This window comes from Pseudomonas fluorescens (assembly GCF_900215245.1).
Classification (GTDB): Bacteria; Pseudomonadota; Gammaproteobacteria; order Pseudomonadales; family Pseudomonadaceae; genus Aquipseudomonas; species Aquipseudomonas fluorescens.
Genome location: NZ_LT907842.1, coordinates 1,839,958 through 1,857,879 on the forward strand (window position 1 = coordinate 1,839,958; position 17,922 = coordinate 1,857,879).

The 17,922-nt window shown below is 60.3% G+C and carries 19 protein-coding genes and 1 other RNA gene; 10 read left to right on the forward strand and 10 right to left on the reverse strand.

The features are described from left to right. Positions 1-109 precede the first annotated feature (109 nt). Positions 110-1,477, forward strand: a complete 1,368-nt coding sequence (locus tag CPH89_RS08700) for a CYTH domain-containing protein (protein WP_053258565.1) — start codon at positions 110-112, stop codon at positions 1,475-1,477. A 112-nt stretch (positions 1,478-1,589) separates the two neighbouring features. Here the strand turns inward: CPH89_RS08700 and CPH89_RS08705 are convergent, their stop codons facing one another. Then, the gene (locus CPH89_RS08705) at positions 1,590-2,060 is read right to left on the reverse strand and encodes an Lrp/AsnC family transcriptional regulator (RefSeq protein WP_010167872.1); all 471 of its coding nucleotides are present in this window, start codon (positions 2,058-2,060) and stop codon (positions 1,590-1,592) included. 127 nt (positions 2,061-2,187) lie between these two features. Here CPH89_RS08705 and CPH89_RS08710 point away from each other — a divergent pair, with 127 nt between their 5' ends. From CPH89_RS08710 to CPH89_RS08735, 6 genes are all read left to right on the forward strand, one after another. Continuing rightward, complete coding sequence (locus tag CPH89_RS08710) at positions 2,188-2,526, forward strand: ACT-like domain-containing protein (protein WP_053258566.1); 339 nt, start codon at positions 2,188-2,190, stop codon at positions 2,524-2,526. 82 nt (positions 2,527-2,608) lie between these two features. Further along, positions 2,609-4,300, forward strand: a complete 1,692-nt coding sequence (locus tag CPH89_RS08715) for a GspE/PulE family protein (protein ID WP_053258567.1) — start codon at positions 2,609-2,611, stop codon at positions 4,298-4,300. Positions 4,301-4,378: 78 nt separating this feature from the next. After that, positions 4,379-5,299, forward strand: a complete 921-nt coding sequence (locus tag CPH89_RS08720; protein WP_053258568.1) for an SPFH domain-containing protein — start codon at positions 4,379-4,381, stop codon at positions 5,297-5,299. A 10-nt stretch (positions 5,300-5,309) separates the two neighbouring features. Beyond that, a complete protein-coding gene (locus CPH89_RS08725; protein WP_053258569.1) occupies positions 5,310-5,756 on the forward strand; it encodes an NfeD family protein in 447 nt (148 codons plus the stop codon). Between the two features lie 69 nt (positions 5,757-5,825). Further along, on the forward strand, positions 5,826-6,140 hold the full coding sequence (locus CPH89_RS08730) for a DUF2388 domain-containing protein (RefSeq protein WP_043046966.1): 315 nt from the start codon (positions 5,826-5,828) through the stop codon (positions 6,138-6,140). A 162-nt stretch (positions 6,141-6,302) separates the two neighbouring features. After that, positions 6,303-7,445, forward strand: coding sequence for a DegT/DnrJ/EryC1/StrS family aminotransferase (locus CPH89_RS08735; RefSeq protein WP_053258570.1), 1,143 nt, complete (start codon positions 6,303-6,305; stop codon positions 7,443-7,445). A 145-nt stretch (positions 7,446-7,590) separates the two neighbouring features. On the opposite strand, the gene gcvH is transcribed toward CPH89_RS08735, so the two are convergent. The 9 genes from gcvH to CPH89_RS08780 form a co-directional block, all read right to left on the reverse strand. Continuing rightward, a complete protein-coding gene (gene gcvH / locus CPH89_RS08740; protein WP_053258571.1) occupies positions 7,591-7,974 on the reverse strand; it encodes a glycine cleavage system protein GcvH in 384 nt (127 codons plus the stop codon). Between the two features lie 51 nt (positions 7,975-8,025). Further along, positions 8,026-9,108, reverse strand: a complete 1,083-nt coding sequence (gcvT, locus tag CPH89_RS08745; RefSeq protein WP_053258572.1) for a glycine cleavage system aminomethyltransferase GcvT — start codon at positions 9,106-9,108, stop codon at positions 8,026-8,028. A gap of 156 nt (positions 9,109-9,264) precedes the next feature. Further along, positions 9,265-10,881, reverse strand: coding sequence for an ABC transporter permease (locus CPH89_RS08750; RefSeq protein WP_053258573.1), 1,617 nt, complete (start codon positions 10,879-10,881; stop codon positions 9,265-9,267). Between the two features lie 161 nt (positions 10,882-11,042). Further along, positions 11,043-12,047 carry an extracellular solute-binding protein gene (locus CPH89_RS08755; RefSeq protein WP_053258574.1) on the reverse strand — a complete coding sequence of 335 codons (1,005 nt, stop codon included), beginning with the start codon at positions 12,045-12,047 and terminating at the stop codon, positions 11,043-11,045. Positions 12,048-12,206: 159 nt separating this feature from the next. Then, positions 12,207-13,424 (reverse strand): 2-octaprenyl-3-methyl-6-methoxy-1,4-benzoquinol hydroxylase, encoded by a 1,218-nt coding sequence (locus CPH89_RS08760; protein ID WP_167422788.1) that lies wholly within the window; start codon positions 13,422-13,424, stop codon positions 12,207-12,209. 9 nt (positions 13,425-13,433) lie between these two features. Next, a complete protein-coding gene (locus tag CPH89_RS08765) occupies positions 13,434-13,919 on the reverse strand; it encodes a DUF4442 domain-containing protein (RefSeq protein WP_053258576.1) in 486 nt (161 codons plus the stop codon). Next, positions 13,912-15,099 carry a 2-octaprenyl-6-methoxyphenyl hydroxylase gene (ubiH, locus tag CPH89_RS08770; protein WP_053258577.1) on the reverse strand — a complete coding sequence of 396 codons (1,188 nt, stop codon included), beginning with the start codon at positions 15,097-15,099 and terminating at the stop codon, positions 13,912-13,914. The genes CPH89_RS08765 and ubiH overlap by 8 nt, the downstream gene beginning before the upstream one ends. After that, positions 15,096-16,418, reverse strand: coding sequence for a Xaa-Pro aminopeptidase (gene pepP / locus CPH89_RS08775; protein WP_053258578.1), 1,323 nt, complete (start codon positions 16,416-16,418; stop codon positions 15,096-15,098). The genes ubiH and pepP overlap by 4 nt, the downstream gene beginning before the upstream one ends. Before the next feature lie 20 nt (positions 16,419-16,438). Beyond that, positions 16,439-16,996 (reverse strand): YecA/YgfB family protein, encoded by a 558-nt coding sequence (locus CPH89_RS08780; RefSeq protein ID WP_053258579.1) that lies wholly within the window; start codon positions 16,994-16,996, stop codon positions 16,439-16,441. A 138-nt stretch (positions 16,997-17,134) separates the two neighbouring features. On the opposite strand from CPH89_RS08780, the gene CPH89_RS08785 reads away from it, so the two are divergent. From CPH89_RS08785 to ssrS, 3 genes are all read left to right on the forward strand, one after another. Further along, positions 17,135-17,344: a TIGR02449 family protein gene (locus CPH89_RS08785; protein ID WP_003177365.1), complete on the forward strand. Its 210-nt coding sequence runs from the start codon at positions 17,135-17,137 to the stop codon at positions 17,342-17,344. Next, entirely contained in the window at positions 17,341-17,658 is a 318-nt protein-coding gene (locus CPH89_RS08790) for a cell division protein ZapA (protein WP_005792389.1), read from the forward strand. The genes CPH89_RS08785 and CPH89_RS08790 overlap by 4 nt, the downstream gene beginning before the upstream one ends. A 30-nt stretch (positions 17,659-17,688) precedes the next feature. Continuing rightward, positions 17,689-17,867, forward strand: a non-coding RNA gene (ssrS, locus tag CPH89_RS08795) — 6S RNA. Positions 17,868-17,922: the final 55 nt, after the last annotated feature.

Below are 17,922 nucleotides of genomic sequence, written 5' to 3' on the forward strand. Positions count from 1 at the left end.
CGACACAATAAACCGTTGCGGCGCGTTGCCGGGCTCAGTCCTGTACACTGCACGACCTTGGCAGCCACTCTTTTCCCCGGCTGCGCTCCCGATCCTGGATTTTCCGGCCATGCAGAAAGAAACCGAAATCAAGCTCCGCGTCAGCCGCGAAACCCTCGCCGCGCTGCGTGAGCACCCGCTACTGAAAAAACGCAACAAAAGTGGCTGGGAACGCCGTGAGTTGATGAACCAGTATTTCGACACCCCCGAGCGCGACCTGGCCCAGGCCAAAGTCGCCCTGCGCCTGCGCAAGGACGGTGACGAAATCATCCAGACCCTCAAGACCCGTGGCCAAAGCGTCGCCGGTTTGTCGGAACGCAACGAGTTCAACTGGGACCTGCCCAAAGCCAAGCTCGACGTGAAGAAACTCGACGGCGAGTGCTGGCCCGAGCAACTGGCCGAGCTGGACAAAAAGACCCTGAAGCCGATTTTCACCACCGATTTCGTGCGTGAGCGCGCTGAAATCGCCTGGGGACGTGGCAAGACCAAGGTGGTCATCGAAGCCGCCCTGGACTTGGGCCATGTGGTCGTCGGCAAGCAGAAAGAAGAAATCTGCGAGCTGGAACTGGAACTGCGCGAAGGTGAACCGGCTGCCCTGCTGGAACTCGCCGCCGAACTGGCCGCCACCCTGGCACTGATGCCCTGCGATATCAGCAAAGCCGAGCGTGGTTACCGCTTGTACGACGCCAACAGCTACTCGCTGAGCCTGCCGGCGCCGCAGATCCAAGCCGAAATGCCGTTGGACGACGCTTTCGCCGCCATCATGTGGCACCTGCTGGGCAGCAGCCAGCGCCTGGCCGAACAATACCGTTTCAACGGCCACTGGCGCCTGCTGCAGGACTGGGTCGACAACCTCGGCGAACTGCGCGCCCTGATCGGCAGCCTCGGCCAGGCCGCTCCGCGTCAATCCACCAGTGAACTGCGCAGCGCGCTGGATGCGTTGCTGGAAGACTGGCGCCCGCTGGTCCAGGCCGGTGATGACGACGAAGACATTCGCAAAGCCGCACCGGAACAATTCGCTGAAGAGCTGGAAGACGTGCGCTGGGGCTTGTTCTCGCTGAACACCTCGCGCTGGCTGCTGGCACGCACCTGGACCACCGACCGCAACGTGCGTGGCAACCGCCAGGGCGCCGCGCAAATCACCAACTGGCTACCGCGCCTGCTGGCTGACGATGCCGTCGCCCTGCAACTGCCGCGCTATCAGCAGCAACCGGAAGACCTGGCCGAGCAACTGCCGCGTATCGAGCGCATCCAGGCCTGGCTGCATCACGCGCGCCACGTGGTGGATATTCCGGAACTGGACCGTTTGTACGGCGAGCTGAACAAGCTGGCGCTGCTGGCCAACCAGCCGATCACCGACGAGTCGCTGGATGCGCGCATGCATCAGGCGATTGCGGTGTATCAAAACCGTGCCTGGAAAACGTTGCTGCGCCTGTAAAACCGAGCAATTCGGTCAAATGTGGGAGCGGGCTTGCTCGCGAAAGCGGTGGATCAGTCAACTTCTTGGTGGCTGACACGCCGCATTCGCGAGCAAGCCCGCTCCCACACGGTCAGCGCAATACAGGCAGGCTGGTAGTGGACTTGATCTCGGATAAAGCCACGATCGAGTTGACCTCCTGAATCCCCGGCACCATCGACAGCTTCTCGAAGAAAAACCGCTCGTACGCCTCAATGTCCGAGGTGACGATGCGCAGCAGAAAATCCACCGCCCCCATCAGCACGTAACACTCCAACACTTCCGGAAACCCACGGATCGCCTCGGTGAACTCGGTGAAGTTGGATCGGCCGTGGGCGTTGAGTTTTACCTCGGCAAAAATCTGCGTGTTGAGGCCGATTTTCTTGCGGTCGAGCAGCGTTACCTGACCGCGAATCACGCCTTCTTCCTTCAGCCGTTGAATACGCCGCCAGCACGGCGACTGCGACAGCCCCACCTGCTCGGCGATCTGCGCGCTGGACAGTGAGGCGTCCTCTTGCAGCAAGGCCAGGATACGGCGGTCGTAGACGTCCAACTCACTGTGCATAGAAATACCTTTAATAGCGCTTATCTCGAATTGTTTTATTCAACAAATCGCAAATACGCCCCATCTTAGATAAGAAATCTCCCGCAGCGAATGTAAAAATTTCTTCAGTCGAATCTGGAGAATCAGCATGCACGCCGTCGAAACCACACCGCCCTCTGCCCGCGTCGATGCGTGGGCCGTCAACTGCGCCCATTGCCAGGCGCATTATCAGATCGTTGCCGAGGCCGAACCGGATGTGCTGTGCCGCGTGCTCAATTACTTCGCACTGCAGTTCCTGACGCCACAGCAGGTCAATGTGAACCGGGAGGACGACCTGCTGAACATCGACATCGTGATGGACGGTTTGAGCTGGCATCGGGCCCAGGTGATCGGTGAAAAGATTAGAAACCTGATCAGCGTGTGCTCGCTGGACGTGTGGCCGGCCGATTCCCTGCGGCCTCAGGCGGTGACGGCGGCCAGTCTGTAAAAGCCTGCAATACACACTGGGCGGTGGATGTTCAGCGACTGGCTAGCCTGGAATTACACCCGACACTGCCCAGGAAATGCCCATGCCCGCTGCCTTGCACGATCACCGATTGGAACTGCAGCAATTGCTGCCTGCGCTGGTCGAGCAAAAGCTGATTTCAGCGGAGGTGGCGCAAAGGTTATCGGCGACGCCATCCTCACTGCACCCGCTTGAATGCATCGCAACCGAAGGGTTTTGCCTGGAAACACTGACCCAATGGCTGGCCCGGCATGTCGGGCAGCCTTATCTGCGCATCGACCCGCTCAAGATCGACGTGGCGACGGTAGTGCCCTTGATGTCCCACGCCTTCGCGCAGCGCCACGCGATCCTTGCGGTAGCCGTGGATGCGCAAACCGTCACCGTCGCCAGCGCCCAGCCCCATGTCAGCGGATGGGAAGCCGGGCTGGCGCAGGTGCTGAAACGCTCGATCAAGCGCGTGGTCGCCAACCCCAAGGACATTCAGCGCTGCATTGGCGAGTTTTACCGGCTGGCCCAGTCCGTCAGCGGCGCAGATCAAAAGGTAACGGTGGCCAGCAACTTCGAACTGCTCAACCTCGGCGCCAGCGAGCAGGAGCCGGATGCCAATGACGCGCATATCGTCAATATCGTCGACTGGCTGTTGCAGTACGCCTTTGGCCAAAGGGCCAGCGATATCCACATAGAACCGTGTCGCGACCAGGGCCGGGTGCGTTTTCGCATCGACGGGCTGTTGCACGATGTGTATCAATTTCCGCCTCAGGTCACGATGGCGGTCGTCAGCCGCCTGAAAAGCCTGGGCCGGATGAATGTCGCGCAAAAGCGCCAACCCCAGGACGGCCGGGTCAAGACCAAAAGCCCGGAGGGCGCTGAGGTGGAACTGCGCCTTTCAACCCTGCCGACCGCGTTTGGCGAAAAACTGGTGATGCGTATTTTCGATCCACAGGTGCTGATCAAGGATTTTGACCAACTGGGCTTATCCGTCGAGGACCAACAACGGTGGCACGCCATGACCCGCCAGGCCAACGGCATCATCCTGGTTACCGGGCCTACCGGCTCGGGCAAGACCAGCACCCTCTACACCACGCTCAAGCAACTGGCGACCCGCGAGGTCAACCTGTGCACGGTGGAAGATCCGATCGAAATGATTGAGCCCGCCTTCAACCAGATGCAAGTGCACCACAACATCGACCTGACCTTCGCCAGCGGTATCCGCGCGCTGCTGCGTCAAGACCCGGACATCATCATGATCGGTGAGATTCGCGACCAGGAAACGGCCGAAATGGCGATCCAGGCCGCACTGACCGGACATCTGGTGCTATCGACTCTCCACACCAACGATGCTCCCAGCGCCATCAGTCGTTTGCAGGAACTGGGCATTGCTCATTATTTGATCAAGGCTACGCTGATAGGCGTAATGGCACAGCGTTTGGTAAGGCTTTTGTGCCCTCATTGCAAACGCGCGGTGAATGCGCCGGAACCGGTTCACGAAGCGATTGGCTGCGGGGAGTGTCGCGACAGCGGCTACCAAGGCCGTGCCGGGCTCTACGAAATCATGGTGATGGACGAGACGCTCAAGGCGCTGATCACGCCCGGCGCCGATGTGCAGGCTCTACGCCGGGCATCACTTGGGCAAGGCATGCGCACGCTGCGAATGGCCGGTATCGACAAAGTGCACGCCGGGCTGACCACCCTCGCAGAAGTATTACGGGTAACGCCTGGGGATTCAGAAACAAATGATTGGGTGGTTGCGCCGTGAAACCGTCCCTATCCGTGAGCAGACCGTTACACTCGATCGCACATCCGCTTCACTGACACCATCAGATAGGGAATCGCTATGCAGATCGGAACCGTACTGCTTCTATTCGTGGGTTTGGCCGTGGCCATCCTGTTCATGGGTTTTAAAGTGGTGCCCCAGGGCTACCAATGGACCGTCGAGCGCTTCGGCCGCTACACCAACACCCTCAAACCCGGCCTCAACATCATCATTCCGATCATGGACCGCATTGGTCGCAAGATGAACGTGATGGAAAGCGTGCTGGATATCCCGCCTCAGGAAGTCATCACCGCCGATAACGCCACTGTGCAGATTGACGCCGTGTGCTTCTTCCAGGTGGTCAACACTGCCCAGGCCGCCTATGAGGTCAACAACCTCGAACATGCTATTCGTAACTTGCTGCAAACCAATATCCGCACCGTGCTCGGCTCCATGGAACTGGATGCGATGTTGAGCCAGCGTGACGGCATCAATGAGAAACTGCTGCGTACCGTGGATGAAGCGACGGCACCGTGGGGCATCAAGATCACCCGGATCGAGATCAAGGACATCAGCCCGCCTGCCGACCTGATGGCCGCCATGTCCGGCCAGATGAAAGCCGAGCGGATCAAGCGTGCGCAGATTCTGGAGGCCGAAGGCCTGCGCGCATCGGCGATCCTGACTGCCGAAGGCAAGAAGCAGGCGCAGATCCTTGAGGCCGAGGGCAGCCGTCAGGCGGCTTTCCTGGAGTCTGAAGCCCGCGAGCGTCAGGCCGAAGCCGAAGCCCGCGCCACCCAAGTGGTTTCCGAGGCAATCGCCTCGGGCAACGTGCAGGCGGTTAACTACTTCGTCGCGCAAAAATACATCGATGCCTTGGGCAAGCTGGCTTCGGCCAACAACAGCAAAGTCATCCTGATGCCGCTGGAGGCCAGCCAGGTGATTGGCGCAGTCGGTGGCATCGGCGAAATCGTCAAGGCAACCTTCGACAACAAGAAAGGCTGAGGCAGTCGCCATGTGGGAATTCCTGCAGCATCTGTCGTTCTGGGATTGGCTGGCACTGGGTACGGTGCTGTTGATTCTTGAAGTGTTCGGCGCCGGTGGCTACCTGCTGTGGATGGGGATCGCCGCCGCGGCCGTAGGCGTTATCAAGTTTCTGGTCCCACCGCTCGGGTTGGAATGGCAGCTGCTGCTATTCGCTGTCTTGTCGATCCTGACCGCCGTGTACTGGTGGAGACGCCAGCGCAGCAGCGCCAAGGTCAGCGACCAGCCGGGGCTGAACATGCGCGGCTCGGAACTGATTGGTCGCACATTTGTGGTGCATCAGGCGATCGTCGATGGCCGGGGCAAGATAAAAGTCGGCGATGGCGTGTGGATGGTGACCGGTCCGGACAGCCCCGTAGGCGCTCAAGTGCGTGTCATTGGTCAGCATGGCGTGGTTTTACAGGTCGAAACTGTTTAGTCAGTGATGGAACTCGATTGGGCTAACTACAATCAAACTGTTCAGATAACCCAGTCGGAGTCACCCATCATGCGTCTCAAATATGCTGTCGCAACCCTTGCTGTGCTTTCCCTCCCTGTCGGCTCAGCCATGGCCGACAGTTTCTGGCGCAACGTCATCTCATCGGGCGCCACTACCGGCTCGACGTACCTGACCTTCAAGGACCACAAGCTGGTGGTCGCCGCCCAGGATGACGCAGGCAGCTTTGTTGCCAGCGACGGCGGCATCCGCGGCCCGTACCTGGAAGCTGCCATGCAGAAAGTGCGCGCTGACAACCCTGGCCTCAAGGCCACAGATATGGAGTTGGCCAACGCCATCCTCGCGAAAAACGCTGTTACCGAGTAACCGCGCCCGATAAAAAATGCCGCTTTCCCAAGCGGCATTTTTTTGTCCATAACATGACGATTCGTTCACGCATGACAGGCTATATTCAGTCAAACCGTGCAACCATGCGGTACTGATACGTCTTTTACTCATCGCCTATCTGAAACGGATGCCTTCGTCGTTATGAGCCAACAGCCCTTTCTGCCGTTTTCCAAACCTACCATTGATGAAGCCACCATCTCGGCGGTCGGCGACGTCCTGCGCTCAGGCTGGATCACCAGCGGGCCAAAAGTACAGGCGTTCGAAGCACAACTGTCGGAATACTTTGGCGGCCGTCCGGTACGGACTTTCAACTCCGGCACCTGCACCATGGAGATTGCCCTGCGCATCGCCGGGATCGGCCCTGGTGACGAAGTCATCACCACCCCTATCTCTTGGGTCGCCACCGCCAACGTCATTCTGGAAGTGGGCGCCACGCCGGTATTTGCCGATATCGACCCGGTCACCCGCAACATCGACCTGGCCCAGGTAGAAGCAGCGATCACCCCACGTACCAAGGCGATCATCCCGGTCTACCTGGCCGGCCTGCCCCTGGATATGCCGATGCTGTATGCACTGGCCAACAAGTACAACCTGCGTATCGTCGAAGACGCCGCCCAGGCCTTGGGTTCCAGCTGGGATGGCGAACGTATCGGTGCAACCGGTGACTTCGTGTCGTTCAGCTTCCAGGCGAACAAGAACATCACCTCTTCCGAGGGCGGTTGCCTGGTGTTGAACAATGCCGAGGAAGCCCGTCTGGCAGAAAAATATCGTCTGCAGGGCGTTACCCGTACCGGTTTTGACGGGCTGGACGTGGATGTGTTGGGCGGCAAGTTCAACATGACCGACATCGCCGCCGCCATCGGCCTGGGGCAATTTGCCCATATCGAGAAGATCACTGCCCATCGCCAGAATCTGGCACGGCACTACTTCAAGTGCTTCGGCAGTGACTTTGAAGAGACATACGGCGCGCAACTGCCGCCAGCGGATTTCGAAAACAGCAACTGGCACCTGTTCCAGCTGGTACTGCCGGAGCGCCAGGACGGTCTGCCCGCGCGCGCGACCTTCATGGAGCAAATGCAAGCCCACGGCGTCGGCATTGGGTATCACTACCCGCCGATCCACCTGCTGAGCCTGTATCGGGCACAGGGCTTCAAGGAAGGCATGTTCCCGGTGTCGGAGCGTGTTGGGCGTTTGATCGTGTCGTTGCCGATGTTCACGGCGATGACAGAAGCGGACGTGGAACGGTCGGTCGCGGCGGTTAAAGCGGTACTGAAAGCGAGCTAAAGACAAACTGCCAGCTGTCCGCAATCAACTGTGGGAGCTGGCTTGCCTGCGATACAGGCACTGCGGTGATTCAACCACACCGCCGTGATGCTATCGCAGGCAAGCCAGCTCCCACATTGATGTGCGCGGGTCCAACGGCTCGCGGTTACTCGCCGATGGCGGCTTTGTAGCCGGCGGCATCCAGCAGTTTTTCCAGATCAGCCGAGTTGCTTGGCTTGAGCTTGAAGATCCAGGCGCCGTAAGGGTCGGAGTTCAACAGCTCAGGGCTGCCACTCAATTCCTCGTTGACGGCGATCACTTCGCCAGCAATCGGGGCGTAGATATCCGAAGCAGCCTTCACCGACTCAACCACGCCAGCCTGGCCTTCAGCTTTAAACTGGGCGCCAACTTCCGCCAGTTCAACAAACACCACATCACCCAACGCTTCCTGAGCATGGTCGGAGATACCGACGGTCACAGTGCCGTCAGCTTCCAGACGGGCCCATTCGTGACTTTCGGCAAAACGCAGGTCGGCAGGGATATCGCTCATAGTCTGTGTCCTCAAGATGAAATGTCAGCGGCCTTTGGCCTGCCGGAATAGTTAGATCAGGGTTTTGCCATGGCGCACGAAGGTCGGTTTGACCACTCGAACCGGGTACCACTTACCGCGGATTTCCACTTCGGCCCGATCGGCAGTGGCCGTCGGTACACGCGCCAGTGCAATGGATTTGCTCAGCGTAGGAGAGAAACTACCACTGGTGATCTCTCCTTCGCCAACATTGGCGATACGAACCACTTGGTGAGCACGTAAAACCCCACGCTCCTCCAGCACCAGACCGACCAATTTGTAGCGCACACCGCCTGCTTTTTCCGCCTCGAGGGCGGCACGGCCGATGAATTGGCGGTCGGCAGGCTCCCAGGCAATACTCCAGGCCATATTGGCCGCCAGGGGCGAAACCGCCTGGTGAATATCCTGGCCATACAGATTCATGCCGGCCTCCAGGCGCAGGGTATCGCGGGCGCCAAGGCCAATGGGTGAAATGCCGGCGCCGACCAGGTCATTGAAAAAACCCGGAGCCTGAGCGGCAGGCAGGACAATTTCCAAGCCATCTTCACCGGTGTAACCCGTACGCGCGATAAACCAATCGCCGTCGACCTGGCCTTCAAACGGCTTGAGCTGATGGATCAGCGTGCCGCGAGACTGGGTGACCAATTCGGCGATTTTCTGCCGGGCATGCGGCCCTTGAATGGCAAGCATCGCCAACTCGGACCGCTCATGCAGTTGCACCGCGTAGCTGCCCAACTGTGCCTGCATCCAGGCCATATCCTGATCACGGGTGGCTGCGTTGACCACCAACCGGTAGCCCGTCTCGGTGCGGTAGACGATCATGTCGTCCACTACGCCGCCTTGCTCATTGAGCATGGCGCTGTAAAGCGCACGGCCGCAGCCATGCAAACGATCGACATCATTGGCCAGCAGGTGCTGGAGCCATTCCTTGGCCTGAAGGCCTGTGACATCAATCACGGTCATATGAGATACATCGAACACCCCGCAGTCGCGTCGCACCTGATGGTGTTCTTCAACTTGCGAGCCGTAATGCAGAGGCATATCCCAACCGCCAAAATCGACCATTTTCGCGCCGAGGGCGAGATGCAGGTCATACAGAGGCGTACGCTGTCCCATGGGTTTCTCCTTCCGGGCTTGGCGAAGATGCGCAGAGTTGCCATTTGCGCTGAACACCTTGTATTACCAGGCCTGCAGCGACATTTAGCGACTCGCCCCGAAAGACGGAGCGCACCGAATGCCGCGCATTGTAGCCGCAAGCCGTAGGACTGGCACCTAACCGATTTGTCGTGCAGAGCGTCGGATCAGGCCGATCACCGGCAACAGGCCCACCAACACCAGTGTCAGCGCCGGCAACGACGCCCGCGCCCATTCCCCTTCACTGGTCATTTCAAAGATCCGTACCGCCAGCGTGTCCCAGCCAAACGGGCGCATCAGCAGGGTCGCCGGCATTTCCTTGAGCACATCGACGAACACCAGCAGCGCCGCGCTCAATGTCCCCGGCAGCAATAGCGGCAGATACACTTTGCAAAACAGTCGTGGCCCACTGACGCCGAGGCTGCGCGCCGCTTCCGGTAAAGACGGTCGGATTCGCGCCAGGCTGTTTTCCAGCGGCCCATAGGCCACCGCCAGAAAACGCACCAGATACGCCAGGACCAGCGCCGACAGGCTGCCAAGCAACAAAGGCTTGCCAGCGCCGCCGAGCCAACCTGACAACGGCACTACCAGCTCACGGTCCAGGTAGCTGAACGCCAGCATGATCGACACCGCCAGTACCGAGCCCGGCAAGGCATAGCCGACGTTGGCCAAGCTGATTCCGGAGCGAATCGCGCGCGTAGGCGCCAGGCGATTGGCAAAGGCCAATATCAACGCAACGCTGACCGTGATCAGGGCAGCGATACCGCCCAGGTAGAGGGTGTGAACGATCAAGCCGGTATAACGCTCATCCAGATCGAACCGACCGCGCTGCCAGAACCAGGCGACCAGTTGCAGCATCGGGATAACAAAGGCACAGGCAAACACCAAACCACACCAAGCACTGGCCGCGGCGGCCTTTAACCCGCGCAGGTGATACAGCGCCTTGCCGCGCGGCCGCTCATTGCCCGCGCGGCTGGCACCTCGGGCACGTCGTTCGCCGTACAACACCAGCATGACCACCAGCAGCAACAGGCTGGCGAGTTGGGCAGCGCTGGAAAGGCTGAAAAAGCCGTACCACGTTTTGTAGATAGCGGTGGTAAAGGTGTCGAAATTGAATACCGAGACTGCGCCGAAATCTGCAAGGGTCTCCATCAACGCCAACGCTACGCCAGCACCAATCGCCGGGCGCGCCATGGGCAGCGCGACGTGCCAGAACGCTTGCCAGGGTGACTGGCCAAGCACGCGCGCCGCCTCCAGCAGGCCTTTGCCCTGAGCCAAAAACGCGGTGCGCGCCAGAAGATAGACATAGGGGTAGAACACCAGCACCAACACGATGATCACACCGCCAGTGGAACGCACGCGCGGCAGACGCAGACCGCTGCCCCACCATTCGCGCAGCAGGGTTTGTACCGGGCCTGCGAAATCGAGCAGGCCGACAAACACAAAGGCCAGCACGTAGGCGGGAATAGCGAAGGGCAACATCAGCGCCCAGTCGAGCCAGCGCCGCCCGGGAAATTCGCAGAGGCTGGTCAGCCAGGCCAGGCTCACGCCCAGCAGCGTCACACCGACACCGACGCCCAACACCAGGGTCAGCGTGTTGCCCAGCAGACGTGGCATCTGCGTGTCCCACAGGTGCGCCCAGATCTGTGTGTCGATGCTCTGCCAGGACAGCAACAGCACGCTCAGCGGCAGCAGTACCAGAGCGGCGACGGTGAAGACCGGCAGGTACCAGCGGCGTTGGGCGGGGTGGGCCAATGAAAAATTCTCAGAATGTCAGTTGTCTTGAAAACACCACCAACCCATGCAGGAACGGGCGTGCTCGCGAAAGAGGTGTATCAGTCACACATGTATCGACTGACACGACGCCTTCGCGAGCACACCCGCTCCCACATGTTGATCAGCGGCGTTCTAAAATTTTAGTTCCAGCCGGCGCGGTCCATCAGGCGAATGGCCTCAGCCTGGCGCTTGCCTGCCACCTCCACCGGCAAGGTATCGGCGATGAACTTGCCCCAGGTCGCTACTTCCGCTGATGGCGGCACGGCGGGGTTAGCCGGGAACTCCTGGTTCACATCGGCAAAAATCTTCTGCGCCTCAGCCGTAGTCATCCACTCCACCAGGGCCTTGGCAGCCTCCGGGTGCGGTGCGTGCTTGGTCAGGCCAATGCCCGACAGGTTCACGTGTACGCCACGGTCGCCCTGGTTCGGCCAGAACAGCTTCACCGCCAGGTCCGGCTTCTGCTTGTGCAGGCGACCATAGTAGTAGGTGTTGACGATACCCACGTCGCACTGCCCGGCGTTAATGGCTTCGAGCACTGCGATGTCATCGGAGAACACGTCGGTGGACAGGTTGTTGACCCAGCCTTTGACGATTTCTTCAGTCTTGGCCGCGCCATGGGTTTCGATCAGGGTGGCCGTCAGCGACTGGTTGTAGACCTTTTTCGCTGTGCGCAGGCACAGTCGACCTTCCCACTGCTTGTCGGCCAGGGCTTCATAGGTGGTCAAGTCGCCCGGTTTTACGCGGTCAGTGGAATAGGCGATGGTCCGCGCACGCAGGCTAAGGCCAGTCCATGCGTGGCTGGAGGCGCGGTATTGCAGGGGAATGTTCTTGTCGATCACCGCAGAGGTGAACGGTTGCAGGATGCCCATTTGCTCGGCCTGCCAGAGGTTGCCGGCGTCGACGGTCAGCAGCAGGTCAGCGGTGGCGTTTTCGCCTTCGGCCTTGATCCGCTGCATCAGCGGGGCTTCCTTGTCGGTGATGAACTTCACCTGCACCCCGGTTTTCTGGGTGTAGGCGTCGAACACCGGCTTGATCAGTTCGTCGATACGCGAGGAGTAGACCACGACTTCGTCGGCCGCCTGCACGGTGGTGCTGCCGATAAGGGTGAGTGCCAGGGCAGTCAGGAGGCGCTTGGGTGCCAACATGGGTGCGGTCTCTCATTTGCAAAAAGAAGGCAAATGATAAGGACTCACATTTGGTAGCGCTCGGTGGAGGCGTTACCAGATGTTGCATGGCCGGATTGGCGCGAGCGCTGATGGCCTCATCGCGGGCAAGCCCGGCTCCCACAGAGACTGCATTTCAAGTCAGGGCTTGGCCAGCTCCGGCAGATCGCCCGTCAACCCCAGGGCCTGACGTACAAAAACCGCTTTGGCTTCGGGCATCTGGTCGACCATTTTCAACCCGGCGTTGCGCAGCCAGCGTAAAGGCAGTTGATCGGCCTGGAACAACCGCTCAAAACCTTCCATCGCCGCCATCAGCGCCAGGTTGTGCGGCATGCGCCGGCGCTCGTAGCGGCTCAGCACCTTCACATCGGCCAGGCGCTCGCCGCGCTCGGTGGCCGCCAGCAACACTTCGGCCAGCACTGCTGCATCGAGAAAACCCAGGTTCACGCCTTGCCCCGCCAACGGGTGGATCACATGGGCGGCATCGCCGATCAACGCCAGGCCTTCGGCCACATAGCGCTTGGCGTGGCGTTGACGCAAGGGCACACAAACGCGCGGGTCGGCGCTGATCACTGTGCCGAGCCGCCCTTCAAAGGCGCGCTCCAGTTCACGGCAAAAGCTGTCGTCATCCAGCGCCATCAAGCGCTCGGATTCCGCCGGGGTGGTCGACCAGACGATCGAACACCACTCCTCTTGCCCCTCCCGTACCAGCGGTAAAAATGCCAGCGGGCCGCTATCGGTGAAGCGTTGCCATGCCGTGCGCTGGTGAGCCTGGCTGCTGCGCACGCTGGTGACGATGGCGTTATGCAGGTAATCCCACTCGCGCGTCGCGGTGCCGGTCAGGCGGCGCACAGCGGAGTTGGCACCGTCGGCGGCAACCACCAGCGGTGCACGCAATTTGCGGCCGTCGGCCAAGGTCAGCAGCCAGTCATCACCGGAGCGACGCATCTGTTCCAGGCGCGCATTGGCGAGCAAGCCCAAGTCGCAATCGTGCAGGCGGTCCAGCAACGCGTCCTGAACCACGCGGTTCTCGACGATATGCCCCAGCACTTCGGCGTGCACGCTGGCCGCTGAAAAGTGGATTTGCCCCGTGCCGCTGCCGTCCCACACCTGCATCTCGCCATAGGGGCTGGCGCGCCGCGACACAATGCCGTCCCACACGCCCAGGCGCTCGAGGATGCGCTGGCTGGCGGCCGACAAGGCACTCACGCGGGGCTCGAAGGCTGCGTCCTGATCGAACGGCTTGACGCTCAGCGGGCTGCCATCGAGCAGCAGCACTTGCAGGCCACTGCCCTGCAACGCCAGCGCCAAGGCGCTCCCGACCATTCCGGCCCCGACAATCAGCACATCTGCGCGCATGTCCATGCTTTAAGCCTGTCTCGCTGGCGGCTTGCGCCGCACGTAAAGGGTTTTGTCGACCCGCGCCACCAGGGTGCCGGAGCCGTCATGAATCTGCACCTGAAGCTGGGGCAAGTACTTCTCACCCCCTTCAGTCTGTCGACGAATCTCGTCCAGCAAGGCGTCGTCGATGGAAAATTCGGCGTACACCGGGCCTTTGCCCGGCGAGATGAAATCGATGCTCGCAGCCTTGTCCCAGACGATGTAGTCGCGGCCCAGGTTCTCCATCAACAGCAACATGTAGAACGGATCGACCATCGAATACAAGCTGCCGCCAAATTGCGTGCCGACGTAATTACGGTTGTACCAGCCCAGCCCCATGCGCACTTTGACATGACGAAAGTCAGCGCTCATGTGCTGCACGCTGATCCCCGCCCCGAGATAGGGCGGATAAAGGGTCATGACCCAACGCAACAGCCGCGCTTTACCCAACCGTTGGACCAACCACTTACGCATCGGGGCGCGTACCCAAGCCCATGGCCTGACGGGCGAACCAGCGTTTGGCCGGCGGGAGCAGGTCCAGGCCCAGCAGGCCCATATTACGCCCCATGGCCACCAAGGGTTGAGCACTGCCAAACAGGCGCGTGACTTGATCGGAGAACCCCACCGTGAGCTTCTGATCCAGGTGCTGGCGCTCGCGATAACGCTGCAACGTCGCCAGGTCACCCGGCACCGCCGGCCCAGCCAGCAAGGCTTCGGCCAAGGCATTCGCATCGCGCAGGGACAGGTTGAAACCCTGCCCGGCAATCGGGTGCAGGCTGTGAGCCGCATTGCCGAGGACCGCCAGGTGAGAGCGGACTTGTTCTTCCGCCTCCACCAGAGTCAGCGGGTACAAATGACGGGCGCCCACTTGCTTCAGGGTGCCCAGGCGGTAGCCGAACACGCCCTGCAATTCGCTCAAGAAACTGCGTTCATCAAGGTTGGCCAGGCGCTGTGCGTCCATGCCGATGCGGGTCCAGACCAGCGCGCAACGATTGTCCGGCAGCGGCAGCAAGGCCATCGGGCCTTCATCGGTGAAGCGCTCGAAGGCTTCGCCGTTGTGCGCTTCGCTTGGGGTGATGTTGGCGATCAGCGCACTCTGGTTGTACGGGCGTGTTTTTACACCGATGCCTAATTGCTCGCGCAGACCGGAGCGGCCCCCATCGGCCAGCACCGCAAGGTCGCACTCCAATACGGTTTCATCATTGAGGGTCAGGCGATAGCCATCGGGCAGCGGCTCCATGCGCGTGACTTCGGCCGGGCAGCGCCAGCTCACCACTTCTTTGTCCAAACCTTGCCACAGGCATTGGCCGAGCCAGGCGTTTTCCACCACATAACCGAGGGCAGGCACGCCCTCCTCCATCGCGGATAACCGCGCAGTGGAGAAACGCCCACGGTCCGACACATGAATCTGCTTGATCGGCTCGGCGCGGCGGGAGATGGCTTGCCACAGGCCCAAGCGCTGATAAATCTGACGAGCGCCGTAAGACAACGCCGAGGAACGCGCATCGTAGCTCGGCTGATACGTGTCACCCGGCGCAAACGGTTCGATCAGCACGATGTTCCAACCCCGCGCCTTGGCGCCCGCTTGCAACGCCAGCGCCAGGCTCGCACCCACCAGGCCGCCGCCGATGATCGCCAGGTTAACGCGGCTCATCGGGCAGCCGCCATCAGCGCTTCGATCTCGACAACCGTCTTGGGCACGCCGCCGGTCAGGATTTCACAGCCTTGCTTGGTCACCACCACGTCGTCCTCGATGCGCACGCCAATGCCACGCCATTTCTTTGCCACATTCTGGTTGTCCGGCGATATATAGATGCCGGGTTCCACGGTCAACGCCATGCCGACTTCCAACACGCGCCATTCGCCACCGACCTTGTACTCGCCCACATCGTGTACATCCATGCCCAACCAGTGTCCGGCACGGTGCATATAGAAGGTCCGGTACGCTTCGCTGGCGATCAATTCGTCGACATCGCCCTGCAACAGGCCCAGTTTCACCAGCCCGGTGGTAATGACTTTTACCGTCGCCTCATGGGCCTGGTTCCAATGTTTGTTCGGCGCAATTTCGGCAAAGGCCGCTTCCTGGGACGCCAGCACAATCTCGTAAATCGCTTTTTGCTCGGGCGAAAACGTACCGTTGACCGGCCAGGTGCGAGTGATGTCGCTGGCGTAGCAGTCAATCTCACAACCGGCGTCGATCAGCACCAGGTCGCCATCCTTGAGCACTGCGTCATTCTGCTGGTAATGCAAAATGCAGCTGTTGCGCCCGGCGGCGACGATGGAGCCATAGGCCGGCATTTTCGCGCCGCCCTTACGAAACTCGTAATCCAGCTCGGCTTCCAGGCTGAACTCATACAACCCCGCGCGACTGGCCTGCATGGCCTTCACGTGGGCCGCACAGGAAATTCGTGCGGCCTCGCGCATCACCTTCACTTCTGCCGCCGATTTATACAGGCGCATGTCGTGAAGCAGATGATCCAGGGCAACAAATTCGTTCGGCGGCTGGGCGCCCAGGTGCGCTTTAGAGCGGATCACGTTGATCCACTCCATCACATGCCGGTCGAACTCGGCGTTGCTGCCCATGGCCGAGTAGACCCGGTCGCGGCCTTCGATCAGGCCCGGCAGGATGTCGTCGATATCGGTGATGGGGAATGCATCGTCGGCGCCAAAGTCACGAATCGCGCCTTCGGTGCCGGCACGCAGGCCGTCCCACAATTCGCGCTCGGCGTTGCGTTCGCGGCAGAACAGCACGTACTCGCCATGCTGGCGACCGGGCATCAGCACGATCACCGCTTCGGGCTCGGGAAACCCGCTCAGGTACTGGAAGTCGCTGTCCTGGCGGTAGACGTGCTCGACATCACGATTGCGAATGGCCACGGCGGCGGCCGGCAGAATCGCGATGCTGTTGGGTTCCATCTGCGCCATGAGCGCCTTGCGGCGACGGGTGTATTCCGCTTTCGGGATATGGATCATGGGCAGATGGGCTTCCTTTCTTAGTGCAGCGAAGGCTTGGGTGCAGCCGGTTCAGCGGACTTCTTGGTCTCGGTGAACAGCAGCAGCGGCGCGACGCGCAGGTATTCCATTACTTCCATATAGTCGCCTTCGCCGTCTTCGGACTCTTCCAGGGCATCTTGCACCTGGGAGATCGCCGCCAAGTCTTGCAACACTTCTTTGGCATCAGTGCTCAGTTCCAGGCCGCTGGCGTTCACGCCGAAACCGTGGAGGAAACCCTGGCACCATTGGCCCAGTGCGGCAGCGCGCTCGGTAAGCGGTGCGTCGTCGGTCGGCAGCAGCAGGACCACGGTGACGTCATCACCGGTCAGCTCGCCTTTGACCATCTCTTGCAGGCCAATCAGCGCGTTACGCACGTTCTCGGTCGGTTCGGTTTCCAGCAGCTCGGCCACATCAGCCAGCCAGTTGTCGGCATCGAAGCCAACACCCGTGCAGCTGCGGCCCAACAACACGCCGTGCAGTTCGGCAGGCGAGCAAGGATGACCGCTGGAGCTCAGCAGTTTGGAAAAAGCGTCGTACGGGGAGTTCTGAATAGGCATGGTGAGCTAGGCGCCAGACGGCGCAATGTCTAGAATGAAGCGCTGTATCCTAGCACCGGCAGACGTACCAAGACTATCAAGGGCGTCAGATCGTTTATCCTGCAGTTGCCATTCATCAGACAAATCCAGTGGAACCCAATGGAAGACACCGACCTGCAAGCGCTGATGGCCAGACTCGAATTGCTAATTGATCGGGTCGAGCAACTTAAGAGTCAAAACGGACTCCTATTAGCTCAGGAAAAGACCTGGCGCGAGGAACGCGCTCACCTCATTGAAAAAAACGAAATCGCCCGGCGTAAGGTCGAATCGATGATTTCGCGCCTGAAGGCCCTGGAGCAAGACTCATGAGTTCAAGCAATAGCGTTACCGTGCAGATCCTCGACAAAGAATATTCGATCATCTGCCCCCAGGAAGAACGCAGCAACCTGGTGAGTGCTGCCCGCTACCTGGATGGCAAAATGCGTGAAATCCGCAGCAGCGGTAAAGTCATCGGTGCCGACCGCATCGCCGTGATGGCCGCGCTGAACATCACCCACGATCTGCTGCATAAGCAGGAACGGCCTGACGTTCAGGCCAGCGGCTCAACGCGCGAGCAAGTGCGTGACCTGCTGGAACGCGTGGATCTGGTGCTTTCCACTGATTCGGACGCACCCAAGGGCTGATTGCCAACGCTGTTTAAGGTATACTCGCCCCACTCCCTGGCGTGTTTGCCAGTCGGCGATGTCCCTGAGCCGATTCGCACTACCCTGGAAGTTGCACGTTGGGCTGGTGTGCATGTCCGCTAGACGGAAAGCCTTAAAGCCTACTGCATCTTCCACCTTGAACTTTCGGGTTCAAGGGCTAAGTCGACAGCGGCTCTGTCGGGGAGCCTGAATTCCCAAACTCAATGCCAGTCCCAGGACTGGCATTGTTTTATGAGCCGAAAA

Bases quoted from the DNA above. Each gene is read 5' to 3' on its own strand.
- CPH89_RS08720 (WP_053258568.1), top strand. From the start codon at position 4,379: ATGCAGATCGGAACCGTACTGCTTCTATTCGTGGGTTTGGCCGTGGCC.
- gcvH (WP_053258571.1), bottom strand. From the start codon at position 7,974: ATGAGCGATATCCCTGCCGACCTGCGTTTTGCCGAAAGTCACGAATGG.
- CPH89_RS08780 (WP_053258579.1), bottom strand. From the start codon at position 16,996: ATGCCTATTCAGAACTCCCCGTACGACGCTTTTTCCAAACTGCTGAGC.
- pepP (WP_053258578.1), bottom strand. From the start codon at position 16,418: ATGATCCATATCCCGAAAGCGGAATACACCCGTCGCCGCAAGGCGCTC.
- CPH89_RS08760 (WP_167422788.1), bottom strand. From the start codon at position 13,424: ATGCGCGCAGATGTGCTGATTGTCGGGGCCGGAATGGTCGGGAGCGCC.
- CPH89_RS08730 (WP_043046966.1), top strand. From the start codon at position 5,826: ATGCGTCTCAAATATGCTGTCGCAACCCTTGCTGTGCTTTCCCTCCCT.
- CPH89_RS08790 (WP_005792389.1), top strand. From the start codon at position 17,341: ATGAGTTCAAGCAATAGCGTTACCGTGCAGATCCTCGACAAAGAATAT.
- CPH89_RS08785 (WP_003177365.1), top strand. From the start codon at position 17,135: ATGGAAGACACCGACCTGCAAGCGCTGATGGCCAGACTCGAATTGCTA.
- CPH89_RS08765 (WP_053258576.1), bottom strand. From the start codon at position 13,919: ATGCGTAAGTGGTTGGTCCAACGGTTGGGTAAAGCGCGGCTGTTGCGT.
- ubiH (WP_053258577.1), bottom strand. From the start codon at position 15,099: ATGAGCCGCGTTAACCTGGCGATCATCGGCGGCGGCCTGGTGGGTGCG.
- CPH89_RS08735 (WP_053258570.1), top strand. From the start codon at position 6,303: ATGAGCCAACAGCCCTTTCTGCCGTTTTCCAAACCTACCATTGATGAA.
- CPH89_RS08725 (WP_053258569.1), top strand. From the start codon at position 5,310: ATGTGGGAATTCCTGCAGCATCTGTCGTTCTGGGATTGGCTGGCACTG.
- CPH89_RS08715 (WP_053258567.1), top strand. From the start codon at position 2,609: ATGCCCGCTGCCTTGCACGATCACCGATTGGAACTGCAGCAATTGCTG.
- CPH89_RS08705 (WP_010167872.1), bottom strand. From the start codon at position 2,060: ATGCACAGTGAGTTGGACGTCTACGACCGCCGTATCCTGGCCTTGCTG.
- gcvT (WP_053258572.1), bottom strand. From the start codon at position 9,108: ATGGGACAGCGTACGCCTCTGTATGACCTGCATCTCGCCCTCGGCGCG.
- CPH89_RS08755 (WP_053258574.1), bottom strand. From the start codon at position 12,047: ATGTTGGCACCCAAGCGCCTCCTGACTGCCCTGGCACTCACCCTTATC.
- CPH89_RS08710 (WP_053258566.1), top strand. From the start codon at position 2,188: ATGCACGCCGTCGAAACCACACCGCCCTCTGCCCGCGTCGATGCGTGG.
- CPH89_RS08700 (WP_053258565.1), top strand. From the start codon at position 110: ATGCAGAAAGAAACCGAAATCAAGCTCCGCGTCAGCCGCGAAACCCTC.